Annotated in this window: 14 protein-coding genes; 11 read left to right on the forward strand and 3 right to left on the reverse strand. The window is 45.0% G+C overall.

Annotated elements, in window-relative coordinates:
- Positions 1–136 precede the first annotated feature (136 nt).
- The 9 genes from nrdR to ELZ11_RS01235 all read left to right on the forward strand — a co-directional run bounded on the left by nrdR (position 137) and on the right by ELZ11_RS01235 (position 6,708).
- Entirely contained in the window at positions 137–586 is a 450-nt protein-coding gene (gene nrdR / locus ELZ11_RS01195; protein ID WP_137355545.1) for a transcriptional regulator NrdR, read from the forward strand.
- A 58-nt stretch (positions 587–644) separates the two neighbouring features.
- Positions 645–1,730, forward strand: a complete 1,086-nt coding sequence (gene ribD, locus ELZ11_RS01200; protein ID WP_137356240.1) for a bifunctional diaminohydroxyphosphoribosylaminopyrimidine deaminase/5-amino-6-(5-phosphoribosylamino)uracil reductase RibD — start codon at positions 645–647, stop codon at positions 1,728–1,730.
- A gap of 11 nt (positions 1,731–1,741) precedes the next feature.
- Positions 1,742–2,398, forward strand: a complete 657-nt coding sequence (locus ELZ11_RS01205) for a riboflavin synthase (RefSeq protein WP_137355546.1) — start codon at positions 1,742–1,744, stop codon at positions 2,396–2,398.
- 77 nt (positions 2,399–2,475) lie between these two features.
- Positions 2,476–3,585: a bifunctional 3,4-dihydroxy-2-butanone-4-phosphate synthase/GTP cyclohydrolase II gene (gene ribBA, locus ELZ11_RS01210; RefSeq protein WP_137355547.1), complete on the forward strand. Its 1,110-nt coding sequence runs from the start codon at positions 2,476–2,478 to the stop codon at positions 3,583–3,585.
- Between the two features lie 195 nt (positions 3,586–3,780).
- A complete protein-coding gene (ribH, locus tag ELZ11_RS01215; protein WP_004741508.1) occupies positions 3,781–4,251 on the forward strand; it encodes a 6,7-dimethyl-8-ribityllumazine synthase in 471 nt (156 codons plus the stop codon).
- The gene (gene nusB, locus ELZ11_RS01220) at positions 4,251–4,718 is read left to right on the forward strand and encodes a transcription antitermination factor NusB (protein ID WP_137355548.1); all 468 of its coding nucleotides are present in this window, start codon (positions 4,251–4,253) and stop codon (positions 4,716–4,718) included. The genes ribH and nusB overlap by 1 nt, the downstream gene beginning before the upstream one ends.
- 111 nt (positions 4,719–4,829) lie before the next feature.
- Positions 4,830–5,798, forward strand: coding sequence for a thiamine-phosphate kinase (gene thiL, locus ELZ11_RS01225; protein WP_137355549.1), 969 nt, complete (start codon positions 4,830–4,832; stop codon positions 5,796–5,798).
- 3 nt (positions 5,799–5,801) lie between these two features.
- Complete coding sequence (gene pgpA / locus ELZ11_RS01230) at positions 5,802–6,308, forward strand: phosphatidylglycerophosphatase A (RefSeq protein WP_137355550.1); 507 nt, start codon at positions 5,802–5,804, stop codon at positions 6,306–6,308.
- 43 nt (positions 6,309–6,351) lie between these two features.
- Entirely contained in the window at positions 6,352–6,708 is a 357-nt protein-coding gene (locus ELZ11_RS01235) for a putative quinol monooxygenase (RefSeq protein ID WP_137355551.1), read from the forward strand.
- A gap of 96 nt (positions 6,709–6,804) precedes the next feature.
- On the opposite strand, the gene dxs is transcribed toward ELZ11_RS01235, so the two are convergent.
- From dxs to xseB, 3 genes are read right to left on the reverse strand one after another with little or no spacing between them, the layout of a single operon-like run.
- Positions 6,805–8,688: a 1-deoxy-D-xylulose-5-phosphate synthase gene (dxs, locus tag ELZ11_RS01240; protein WP_137355552.1), complete on the reverse strand. Its 1,884-nt coding sequence runs from the start codon at positions 8,686–8,688 to the stop codon at positions 6,805–6,807.
- A 19-nt stretch (positions 8,689–8,707) separates the two neighbouring features.
- Positions 8,708–9,592: a (2E,6E)-farnesyl diphosphate synthase gene (gene ispA / locus ELZ11_RS01245; protein WP_137355553.1), complete on the reverse strand. Its 885-nt coding sequence runs from the start codon at positions 9,590–9,592 to the stop codon at positions 8,708–8,710.
- 20 nt (positions 9,593–9,612) lie between these two features.
- Positions 9,613–9,855: an exodeoxyribonuclease VII small subunit gene (gene xseB / locus ELZ11_RS01250; protein ID WP_137355554.1), complete on the reverse strand. Its 243-nt coding sequence runs from the start codon at positions 9,853–9,855 to the stop codon at positions 9,613–9,615.
- 301 nt (positions 9,856–10,156) lie between these two features.
- Here xseB and pomA point away from each other — a divergent pair, with 301 nt between their 5' ends.
- Both pomA and ELZ11_RS01260 read left to right on the forward strand, forming a co-directional pair.
- Positions 10,157–10,921, forward strand: coding sequence for a flagellar motor protein PomA (gene pomA, locus ELZ11_RS01255; RefSeq protein ID WP_137355555.1), 765 nt, complete (start codon positions 10,157–10,159; stop codon positions 10,919–10,921).
- 14 nt (positions 10,922–10,935) lie between these two features.
- Complete coding sequence (locus ELZ11_RS01260; protein ID WP_137355556.1) at positions 10,936–11,886, forward strand: flagellar motor protein MotB; 951 nt, start codon at positions 10,936–10,938, stop codon at positions 11,884–11,886.
- Positions 11,887–11,994: the final 108 nt, after the last annotated feature.

Raw genomic sequence — 11,994 nt, forward strand, 5'->3', positions numbered from 1 at the left:
TCGTGACTTGCCCGAAAAATTGCGGGCAGTTAACAAAACTTAGCGCACAACACTAGTAAAGGGCCTTTTGAGGCCCTTTTTCTTTCCTAACGTTTGGCAATTCCGTTACACTATTAACAACTGTTTGGGAGGTGATATGCATTGTCCTTTTTGTTCTGAGAACGACACTAAAGTTATAGATTCAAGACTGGTTGCCGATGGGCACCAAGTGCGTCGTCGTCGTCAATGCCTAGCATGTAGTGAACGATTTACCACGTTCGAATCGGCTGAACTAGTGATGCCGAAAGTGATTAAATCTAACGGTAACCGTGAACCATTTAATGAAGATAAAATGGTTGGTGGAATTCAGCGAGCGCTAGAAAAGCGCCCTGTTAGTGCCGATTCTATCGAATTAGCGATAAGCACCATTAAGTCTCAACTGCGTGCTACCGGTGAGCGTGAAGTGCCAACCGGAATGATCGGTAATTTGGTTATGGACCAATTAAAAGAACTCGATAAAGTCGCGTACATTCGTTTTGCTTCGGTTTATCGCAGTTTTGAAGATATTCGAGAGTTTGGCGAAGAAATCGCCAAGTTAGAAGACTGATTATCTCGAAGTTTAAGTGAAAATCTCCATGTCTAAATTTACTTCTTTTGATTCCCAGATGATGTCGCGAGCTATTCAATTAGCTAAGCGTGGCATCTATACCACAGCTCCCAACCCAAATGTTGGCTGCGTCATCGTGAAAGATGGCCAAATTGTCGGGGAAGGCTATCATCATCAAGCCGGTGAGCCTCATGCAGAAGTGCATGCATTACGTATGGCTCAACGACAAGCGAAAGGGGCAACGGCTTATGTCACCCTAGAACCTTGTTCACACTATGGCCGAACGCCTCCTTGCGCAGAAGGGCTAATTAACGCTCAGGTTTCAAAAGTGATTTGCGCAATGCAGGATCCGAACCCCAAGGTTGCGGGGCGCGGTATCAACATGCTGCGTGATGCGGGCGTTGAAGTTGAAGTCGGCTTATTAGAGCAAGATGCTCGAGCGCTGAACCCATCGTTCATTAAACGTATGCAAACAGGTATGCCTTTCGTTCAGCTTAAAATGGCCGCTAGCCTAGATGGCCAAACGGCATTGAGTAATGGTAAGAGCCAGTGGATCACGTCAAAAGAAGCCCGTCAGGATGTGCAAAGGTATCGCGCCCAATCTGGTGCGGTATTGTCAACAAGTCAGACGGTGATTGAAGACGATGCGTCGCTGAATGTTCGTTGGACAGAATTACCATCCAGCCTGCAAAAAACATATCCGGTCGAAACGCTTAGACAGCCCACTCGTATCATTTTGGATAGGCAAGACCAGCTGCACGCCGATTTGAAACTATTCCACCTCGCAACTCCTATTTTAAGAGTCGCGGAGCAAGATGCGGACTTGACGGTACCACTGACTGACGAAGGTCAGCTGGACCTAAAAGCTTTATTTAGCCAATTGCCATCACATCATATCGACCATATATGGGTTGAAGCGGGCGCGACACTGGCGAGCAGCTTACTTAAGCAGCAGCTAGTCGATGAGCTGGTTATTTACTTAGCACCTAAATTAATGGGCAGTGACGGCCGAGGATTAATGGGGGCTTTAGGCTTAACGGATATGTGTGATGTTATCAATTTAGAAATTAAGGATGTTCGCCAAGTAGGCGCGGACATACGTATTGTTGCCCAGCCTTTATGGACAGCATCAGAGAATAAATAAGAGTTATAACGATGTTTACAGGAATTGTAGAAGCGGTAGGTACATTAACAGCGATTTCTCCACGAGGAGAAGACATTACTATTACCGTGAACGCTGAAAACTTAGATATGTCTGATGTGAAATTAGGCGACAGTATTGCAACTAATGGTGTGTGTTTAACCGTTGTTGAATTCAACGATCACAGTTACAGCGCTGACTTGTCTTTGGAAACGTTAAAACGTACAGGCTTTGTTGACTACCAAGCCGGTGACAAAGTTAACCTTGAAAAAGCGATGTTGCCAACAACGCGTTTTGGCGGCCATATCGTGTCTGGCCATGTGGACGGTGTGGGTGAAATTGTTGAACGTAACCAAGTGGGACGCGCGGTTGAGTTTTGGGTAGAGATGCCAGCAGAGCTTTCCAAGTATGTTGCACAAAAAGGGTCGATTACCGTTGATGGAATCAGTTTAACGGTAAACGACTTACGTAAGAATGCATTCAAACTGACGATCGTACCGCATACATCGTCAGAAACGACGATTGACCAATTCCAAGTTGGTCGTAAAGTAAACCTTGAAGTGGATGTGCTTGCTCGTTACATGGAGCGTCTTTTACAAGGTCAGCAAGAAGAGTCACAACCAGAATCAAAACTGACAATGGAATTCTTGCAGCAAAACGGATTCGCTTAATTAGCGCGCTAAATTCGTTTGGGTCTTAAATTAATGTAGGTTCTAGGAAGCAGAACCTTTTCAATAGGAATAGAGCAATGCCAATTAGTACTTCTCAAGAAATTATTGATGATATTCGCGCAGGTAAAATGGTTATCCTGATGGATGACGAAGATCGTGAAAACGAAGGCGATTTAATCATGGCGGCGGAGCATATTACTCCTGAAGCAATTAACTTCATGGCAACGTATGGTCGTGGTTTGATTTGTTTAACTATGACTAAAGAGCGTTGTGAGCGTTTAGGTTTGCCGCCTATGGTTCAAGATAACAATGCTCAGTTCACCACTAACTTTACAGTGTCAATTGAAGCGGCAGAAGGCGTAACGACCGGTATTTCAGCATCTGACCGTGCTGTAACAGTGCAAGCGGCTGTTGCGAAAGACGCGAAAGCGGCAGACTTAGTTCAACCTGGTCATATTTTCCCATTGACTGCTCAAGAGGGCGGGGTGCTGACTCGTGCTGGCCATACAGAAGCGGGCTGTGACTTAGGCCGCTTAGCAGGGTTAGAGCCTGCATCGGTTATCGTCGAGATTTTAAACGATGATGGCACAATGGCTCGTCGTCCAGATTTAGAAGTATTCGCTGAAAAGCACGATATTAAGCTAGGTACGATTGCAGATCTGATTGAGTACCGTAACAACACGGAAACGACAATCGAGCGCGTTGCTCAGTGTCAATTACCTACCGAGTTTGGTGACTTTGAGTTAGTGACATTCCGTGACACGATCGACAACCAAATTCACTACGCAATGGTTAAAGGCGATGTGAAAGATTCAGCGCCGTTAGTACGTGTACATCTGCACGACACCTTTACTGATTTATTACATTCAGACCGTAGTACAGAGCGTAGTTGGACATTAGATAAAGCGATGCAACGCATTGGCAGTGAAGGCGGAGTGCTGATTATTTTGGGCAACGAGGAGTCGACGGATTCTTTGATCCACAAAGTTAAAACCTTTGAGGCACAAGACAAAGGTGAAGCTCCGACGATGGCTAAGAAGCAGGGCACCTCACGCCGTGTAGGTGTCGGTTCACAAATTCTTGCGGATCTGGGTGTCTCAGATATGCGTTTATTGTCTTCTAGCTCAAAACGTTACCATGCGCTTGGTGGTTTCGGTTTGAATGTGGTTGAATACGTTTGTGAGTAATTAATCAAGAAAAGCGGTTTTCGCTTTTCTGTAGACATAAAAGGAAGCGCGTGGCTTCCTTTTCCATTTTTAATAATAATTTCAAAGAGACAAGTTGCCAGAGGCTATAAACTTCAATATCCATTAGATATTGCTCACAGTTTTATGCTAGAATCCGGCGATTCTCACTTGATGAACATAGTTAAAGGAAGGCTTATGAAAGTGATCGAGGGTGGCTTCCCAGCGCCAAATGCAAAAATAGCTATCGTTATAGCTCGTTTCAACAGTTTTATTAACGAAAGTCTACTTTCTGGTGCAATCGATACTTTAAAACGTCATGGGCAAGTAAGCGAAGACAACATTACTGTTGTTCGTTGTCCTGGTGCTGTTGAACTTCCACTTGTAGCTCAACGTGTAGCTAAAACAGGTAAGTTCGATGCAATTGTATCTTTAGGTACAGTAATCCGTGGCGGTACGCCTCATTTCGACTATGTTTGTAGTGAATGTAATAAAGGTTTGGCGCAAGTGTCTCTGGAATATTCTCTTCCAGTAGCGTTTGGTGTTCTAACTGTTGATACGATCGATCAAGCTATTGAACGCGCAGGAACCAAGGCTGGTAATAAAGGTGCAGAGGCTGCACTAAGCGCACTTGAGATGATCAACGTTCTTTCTGAAATCGATTCCTAATGGGGGCCAGTGTGAAACCAGCCGCACGTCGTAATGCACGTCAATTTGCTCTACAAGCAATTTATTCTTGGCAAATAACTAAAGAAAATGTTGCCACAGTTGAAGAACAGTTCTTATCTGGTGGTAAGTATGATGAAGAAGAGCATCATGCTGCAGAACCTGCACTAGCTATGCCAGAAACAGACGTTGCATACTTCCGCGACCTACTGACTGGTGTTGCTTTAGGCCACATGGAACTAGACAGCAAACTTCGTCCATTCGTATCTCGCCCAATGCAAGATTTGGATTTGATGGAACTTGCTCTACTACGTCTTGCTATGTACGAGATGACTCGTCGCGAAGATGTACCTTACAAAGTGGTTATCAATGAAGCTATCGAGCTGGCGAAGGTATTTGCAGCAGAAGATAGCCATAAGTTCGTTAACGGTGTGCTAGATAAAGCTGCACCGCACGTACGTAAGAAGTAACCCTTCGTATATCGAATTTAAAAGGTCAGCAAATATGCTGGCCTTTTTTGTGTTTAAAAACTAAGTAAATTATCACTTACTTATCTGGATAGAGAGTTAGGGACTGATTTTATGTCAGGTGAATTTAATCTGATTGAAAAATACTTTGTTAACCGCCAACCACAACGCAAAGATGTACACCTTGCCGCGGGCGATGATTGCGCATTGGTGAAAGCGCCAAGTAACGTACATATTGCTATCAGTACAGACACTTTAGTTGCTGGCACACATTTCCTTACAGACGCTTGCCCTAAGTGGGTTGCACATAAAGCGTTAGCGTCTAATATCAGTGATCTGGCAGCGATGGGAGCGACCCCCGCGTGGGTATCTTTTGCGTTAACCATGCCTGAAGTGGATGAAGCATGGTTAGCTCCTTTCTGTGACTCGTTTTTCAAATTGGCTGATTATTTTGGCATTCAGCTTATTGGCGGGGATACAACGAAAGGGCCATTAAGTTTAACTTTGACAGTGCAGGGCTTTGTCGCTGAAGACAAAGCACTACGTCGCGATGGCGCAAAAGTCGGAGATTGGATCTACGTGACCGGAAATCTTGGCGACAGCAAAGCTGGGCTTGATGTGATATTGGATGATGGCAATCGTGCACGTGCTTGCGCTGAACAACTGGAGGAGCGTCATTATGTGAGCTCTCCGCGTGTGTTAGTTGGGCAAGCGCTGTGCGGGGTGGCTTCCTCTGCGATTGATATCTCTGATGGAGTGATTGCCGATCTAAAGCATATTCTGTCTCGTTCAAAAGTTGGTGCGAGCATTGATGTGAGTCAGCTACCTATTTCATCAGAGTTAGAACAATTTGCGACGAGTTTGGAAGAAGCGCAGCAGTACGCTCTGACGAGCGGTGAAGAGTACGAGTTGTGTTTTACTGTTCCAGAAGAAAACAAAGGAACTTTAGAAAGTACGCTGAGCCATACTGGCACTCGGGTTACTTGTATTGGCCAAATTCGACCACAAGATCACTTTGAATTACATAACAATGGCAAACCTCTTAATTGGGATTTAAGCGGTTTCGATCACTTTAAGGTTTAAGCAATGACTAACCCATTATCTTTAATTTCCCTGAAAAACCCTTGGCATCTATTAGCAACAGGGTTCGGCAGTGGCTTATCACCTATTATTCCAGGAACCATGGGAACGCTAGCAGCCGTTCCACTTTATTTATTGCTAGTCCAGTTACCTTTGTCTGTATACCTTGCTGTTGTGCTGATCACTTGTATTGTTGGCATTAAAATCTGTCAGGTGACGTCGGATGATATGGGGGTACACGATCATGGTTCTATCGTGTGGGATGAGTTCGCAGGTTTTTGGATTACCATGAGTTTGGTGCCAATGTTAAATATTCCAGCTAACGACTGGAAATGGCTGATTACAGGCTTTGTATTGTTCCGATTTTTCGATATGGTAAAGCCGTGGCCTATTGGTTGGCTAGACAAGCGTGTTCACGGTGGCTTAGGTATCATGATCGACGATATCGTAGCTGGTGTGATGGCAGGCGTTGCTCTTTATGCCGTCGCTAGGTTCGCAGGTTGGTTAGTTTAATTACTTACGTTTCCCTATAAGAAAAAGTAACTAAGGAATAAAAATGTCTAAAAAGGTTTATTGCATCGCTCAGTTTCTGCCAAAAGAAGGCAAATTGGATGAGTTGTTTGAAGTGCTTAAAGCGTTAGAGCCAAACTCAATGCGTGAAGATGGCTGTATCCAATATACAGTGACGCGCCATATCCCAAGCCCTTTTGCCGAAGGTGAGAGTTTCCCAATTGCATTCAACGAAATTTGGGTGGATAACGAAGCATTTGAGGCGCACTGTCAGCGTACTGAAATTCAAGAGTTCTTCCAGCAGCAATGCGTAGCGGAAGATGGTTTAGTTGAGAAGTTCAACGTTTGTGTGTACTCAGATGAGCCAAGTAATTACGACGCTCCTCAGTTCAACAATAAGTAATCAATTAAGCGCGCTATCGATGCTTTCAGTCGGTGGCACAAAATGAAAAAAGGTTGACCATTGGTCAACCTTTTTAGTTTCTTCTTTAGCGTATTGTTACTTAGCGAGGTATTGCTCTATCGATTGTTGAATACCTTGAGCATCAAGACCTAGTTCTTGGTGAAGCTCATCTTGAGTGCCCTGAGGAACAAACTTATCAGGCAAGCCTAAGTTCAATACTGGCATTGGTCGCTTCTCTTGCATTAAGAACTCAAGCACACCAGCACCAGCACCGCCTGCAATCGCGTTTTCCTCAATAGTCACTAATACGTCATGAGTGCTAGCAAGTTGCTTGATTAGCTCTTCATCTAGAGGTTTAACGAAGCGCATATCTGCGACAGTTGCATCGATAGCGTCTGCTGCTTGTAAAGCATTCTCTAAGAAAGTACCGAAGCTCAATACAGCGACTTTAGTGCCATCTTTCGCTTTAGAGCTTTCACGAACCATACGGCCTTTACCAATTTCCAACGCTGTGAAAGTGTCTTCGATTTCAACACCCATACCACCACCACGAGGGTAACGAACGGCACTTGGCCCAGTATGGTGGTGGCCTGTGTACAGCATTTGGCGACATTCATTTTCGTCACTTGGCGCCATGATCACCATGTTTGGAATGCAACGCATGAAGCTTAAATCAAATGCACCTTGGTGCGTCTGACCGTCTGCACCGACTAGACCTGCACGGTCAATAGCAAACATGACAGGCAAATCCATGATGGCAACATCGTGGATCAGTTGGTCGTAGCCACGCTGTAAGAACGTCGAGTAAATAGCCACAATTGGTTTATTACCCGCAATCGCCATACCGGTTGCGAGTGTCACAGCATGTTGCTCAGCAATAGCAACATCAAAATATTGCTCTGGGAACTCTTTTGAAAAGCGAACCATGCCAGAGCCTTCGCGCATAGCGGGAGTAATAGCCATCAGCTTAGGATCTTGAGCGGCCATATCACACAGGAAGTCACCAAAGATCTTCGAGTACGTAGGCTTTGAACTGCTGCTCTTAGGTAAGCTTGAGTGTGCTGGATCGAATTTAGGTACGCCATGGTAGCCAATAGGATCTTTTTCAGCTGGCTCGTAGCCTTTGCCTTTCTTCGTCATAATATGCAGGAATTGTGGGCCTTTTAGCTCACGCATATTTTTCAGTGTTTTGATTAGCTCGTTGACATCGTGACCATCAATTGGGCCGATGTAATTGAAACCGAGTTCTTCAAACATGGTGCCTGGAACAACCATGCCTTTTAAATGTTCTTCAGTACGACGAACCAGCTCTTTAATTGGTGGAACACCTGAAAGAACTTTCTTGCCGCCCTCACGTATTGACGTGTATAGGCTGCCAGAAAGCACTTGGGCCAAGTGATTATTGAGTGCACCAACGTTTTCTGAAATCGACATTTCGTTATCGTTTAAAATAACTAACATGTCATTGTGAATATCACCAGCATGGTTCATTGCTTCAAATGCCATACCTGCTGTGATTGCACCGTCGCCAATTACGCTGACAACCTTACGGTTTTTACCTTCTTTCTCTGCACTGATCGCCATTCCTAGCGCAGCACTAATGGACGTAGAAGAGTGACCAACGGATAAAGTGTCGTATTCACTTTCACCGCGCCATGGGAAAGGGTGAAGCCCGTCTTTTTGGCGAATGGATGGAAGCTTGTCGCGACGACCAGTTAAAATTTTGTGAGGGTACGCTTGGTGGCCTACATCCCAAACTAACTGATCAAAAGGTGTGTTGTACACGTAATGGAGAGCAACGGTTAATTCTACAGTGCCTAAGCCTGATGCTAAGTGTCCGCTCGACTGACTGACTGAGTTTAGTAAGTAGCTGCGTAGCTCATCACATAGCTTAGGAAGCGTCTCTTTAGGAAGCAGACGCAGTTCCTCTGGCATATCTGCCAAAGCAAGTGTGGGGTACTTTGATATATCAAGAGTCATAGTATTGCGCGCTTATTGTCTAGTTCTTGCGCTCGATGACGTATCGGGCGAACTCTTCGAGTAACTGGGTATTGTATGGGATTGCGTCCAAAGCTTGAAGCGCTTCATGTAACAGAGTGTGAGCTTTTTCTTGAGCGCCCTCTAATCCTAGTAAAGAAGGGTAGGTACTCTTGTTTAATTCTTGGTCTGAACCTTGAGGCTTACCGAGTGTTTCAGTATCGCTGATGATGTCCAAGATATCGTCTTGAACTTGAAAAGCGAGGCCAATGGCGTCTGCGAACTTGTCTAGTTGAGGAAGAACCGCTATACCTTTTTCGCCAGCAGCCAATGCGCCCAAGCGAATAGCACACTTCATTAGCGCACCGGTTTTATTGCGATGAATTTCTTCTAGTTCTTCAAGTGTCACTGAACGGTTTTCAGCTGCAAGGTCCAGAGCTTGTCCGATACACATGCCTTGAGCGCCCGACGCTTGAGCAAGAGATTGGATCATCTTGACGCGACAGGTTTCTCCTTCGGCATTCAGTGGACCTTCGGCAAGAATGGTAAATGCCAGCGTTTGTAGCGCATCACCGGTCAGTACGGCAGTCGCTTCATCAAATTTAATGTGACATGTTGGGTGGCCTCGACGTAAAGCGTCGTCGTCCATAGCTGGTAGGTCATCATGAATCAAAGAATAAGCATGGATGCACTCTACCGCGGATGCGGGAGTATCCAGCGCTTCTTTATCACAGCCCAACATTTCCCCGGTAATATACACAAGAAATGGGCGTGCACGCTTACCTCCCAATAGCAATCCATAACGCATCGCATTAATAAGAGATTGGTTTTGGTGAGGGAGGCGGTCAAGCCATAGGTTTAATTGGTCGTTATTACGTTCTTGATAAGACGTTAAAGTCTCAATCATAGGGGATCTCATACAATTATTTATTCTGGTTGCGGGTTAAAGTCACTAAGTTCTGCATTTTCATCGTTTTGCAGTAAGATGCTAACACGTTGTTCTGCATCGTTTAGTTTGCTTTGTCCAGCTCGCGCTAGCGCGATACCGCGTTCAAATTTTTTCAGCGCATCATCTAGGGCTAGATCACCATTTTCAAGTTGATCAACCAAGCCATCGAGCTCTTCAATTGCAGCCTCGAAAGACATATTTTCAGGTTTCTTAGTCGCCATAATAATTCTGCGTTAGTTAAGATGAACGAACGTTACCTTAGGCTGTTGATATGGTCAAATTTAACCAATAAAAATTGTCAGAAAATCGCTGCAGACACGGTCAAATATGGAAGTGTTATTTGAATTTACAACTTAACACTGCAAAGTAAGCGATACTATGGTTAAGCTAGCGCCTGAAATCACAGTGTTAACCGTAAAAAGTGTGATACTAACTTCAAGATTTCACTAAAAGTTCTTCGGCTCTTGCCGATAAGAAGATTATTCTCAGTGAAGAAGCATAAAACAGCATGAGGAGTGCTTTGTGGATTTAGCAACCCTATTAGGTTTAATTGGCGGATTTGCCTTCGTAATCATGGCGATGATTCTTGGTGGTAGTATTTCGATGTTTATCGATGTGACCTCCATCCTTATCGTTGTTGGTGGTTCGATATTCGTAGTGTTAATGAAATTCACCATGGGCCAATTCTTCGGTGCCGTCAAAATTGCCGGCAAAGCGTTTATGTTTAAGTCAGATGAGCCAGAAGATCTGATCGCTAAAGTTGTAGAAATGGCTGACGCTGCACGTAAAGGCGGGTTCCTTGCATTAGAAGAGATGGAAATCACCAACAGCTTCATGCAAAAGGGCATCGATTTATTGGTTGATGGTCACGATGCCGATGTGGTTCGTGCAGCATTGCAGAAAGATATTGCTCTTACCGATGAGCGTCATGAGCAGGGCGGTAAAGTATTTAGTGCATTCGGTGACGTAACTCCAGCGATGGGTATGATCGGTACTTTGGTTGGTCTGGTTGCGATGCTTTCAAACATGGATGACCCTAAGTCGATTGGTCCAGCAATGGCGGTTGCACTTTTGACTACCCTTTATGGTGCGATCCTATCGAACATGGTTTTCTTCCCAATTGCAGACAAGCTGGCTCTGCGCCGAGATCAAGAAACACTAAATCGTCGTTTGGTAATGGATGGTGTGCTTGCGATTCAAGATGGTCAGAACCCGCGCGTAATTGATGGTTACTTGAAGAACTACATCAATGAAGGTAAGCGTATTCTTGATGGCGATGGCGAGTAAATAGGGCTTAAGGTATGGAAGAAGAAACCCCCTGTAAATGTCCCCCTCCCGGCCTTCCGTTATGGATGGGAACCTTTGCCGACTTGATGTCGCTACTAATGTGTTTCTTCGTACTTCTACTTTCGTTTTCGGAAATGGACGTACTGAAGTTCAAACAGATCGCTGGTTCAATGAAATTTGCCTTCGGTGTTCAAAACCGCTTGGAAGTGAAAGACATTCCGAAAGGCACCAGTATTATCGCGCAAGAGTTTCGCCCTGGTCGACCGGAGCCGACACCGATTGACGTTATCATGCAGCAAACTATCGATATTACTCAGCAAACCTTGGAGTTCCACGAAGGGGAATCAGATCGCGCGGGTGGTACGAAGCGTGACGCGGGTAAGTTAACGGGTGGTCAATCACCGGACACCTCGACGAAAAATAACCAAAACTCGGAATCTGAGCAGCAGCAGCAGCAGGCTGAAGCTCAATCCCAAGAACTAGAAACGCTGCTCGAAAGCATTAAGAAAGCACTAGAGCGAGAAATTGATCAAGGTGCAATCGAAGTTGAAAACCTTGGGCAACAGATCGTGATTCGAATTCGTGAAAAAGGCGCATTTCCAACAGGGTCTGCATTCTTGCAGCCTAAGTTTAGACCGTTGGTTCGACAGGTAGCTGAGTTAGTAAAGGATGTGCCGGGGATTGTTCGTATCTCGGGGCATACCGATAACCAAAGAATTGATTCAGAGCTGTACCGCTCTAACTGGGATCTATCTTCACAGCGGGCTGTGTCTGTTGCACAGGAGATGGAAAAAGTCAGAGGGTTCTCGCATCAAAGATTGCGTGTTCGCGGTATGGCCGATACCGAGCCGTTAGGCCCGAATGATACTGAAGCTGAACGCAGTCTAAATAGACGTGTTGAGATCAGTATTATGCAAGGTGAGCCTCTTTATAGCGAAGAAGTCCCAGTGCCTGGCGTTCAATAGTCTCTTTATTTAAAAGCCCAAGTTAGCCACTAACTTGGGCTTTTTTGTTTTTGGTCGATGTGGGGATTGATGATGAAGAGCAGCAATCTTTTCCTTGCAAGGTTTTCT

Source organism: Vibrio profundi (assembly GCF_005281835.1).
In the GTDB taxonomy this organism is placed as follows: domain Bacteria; phylum Pseudomonadota; class Gammaproteobacteria; order Enterobacterales; family Vibrionaceae; genus Vibrio; species Vibrio profundi.

Bases quoted from the DNA above. Each gene is read 5' to 3' on its own strand.
- dxs (WP_137355552.1), bottom strand. From the start codon at position 8,688: ATGACTCTTGATATATCAAAGTACCCCACACTTGCTTTGGCAGATATG.
- ELZ11_RS01205 (WP_137355546.1), top strand. From the start codon at position 1,742: ATGTTTACAGGAATTGTAGAAGCGGTAGGTACATTAACAGCGATTTCT.
- nrdR (WP_137355545.1), top strand. From the start codon at position 137: ATGCATTGTCCTTTTTGTTCTGAGAACGACACTAAAGTTATAGATTCA.
- thiL (WP_137355549.1), top strand. From the start codon at position 4,830: ATGTCAGGTGAATTTAATCTGATTGAAAAATACTTTGTTAACCGCCAA.
- ELZ11_RS01260 (WP_137355556.1), top strand. From the start codon at position 10,936: ATGGAAGAAGAAACCCCCTGTAAATGTCCCCCTCCCGGCCTTCCGTTA.
- nusB (WP_137355548.1), top strand. From the start codon at position 4,251: ATGGGGGCCAGTGTGAAACCAGCCGCACGTCGTAATGCACGTCAATTT.
- pgpA (WP_137355550.1), top strand. From the start codon at position 5,802: ATGACTAACCCATTATCTTTAATTTCCCTGAAAAACCCTTGGCATCTA.
- ribBA (WP_137355547.1), top strand. From the start codon at position 2,476: ATGCCAATTAGTACTTCTCAAGAAATTATTGATGATATTCGCGCAGGT.
- ELZ11_RS01235 (WP_137355551.1), top strand. From the start codon at position 6,352: ATGTCTAAAAAGGTTTATTGCATCGCTCAGTTTCTGCCAAAAGAAGGC.
- ribD (WP_137356240.1), top strand. From the start codon at position 645: ATGATGTCGCGAGCTATTCAATTAGCTAAGCGTGGCATCTATACCACA.
- ispA (WP_137355553.1), bottom strand. From the start codon at position 9,592: ATGATTGAGACTTTAACGTCTTATCAAGAACGTAATAACGACCAATTA.
- xseB (WP_137355554.1), bottom strand. From the start codon at position 9,855: ATGGCGACTAAGAAACCTGAAAATATGTCTTTCGAGGCTGCAATTGAA.
- ribH (WP_004741508.1), top strand. From the start codon at position 3,781: ATGAAAGTGATCGAGGGTGGCTTCCCAGCGCCAAATGCAAAAATAGCT.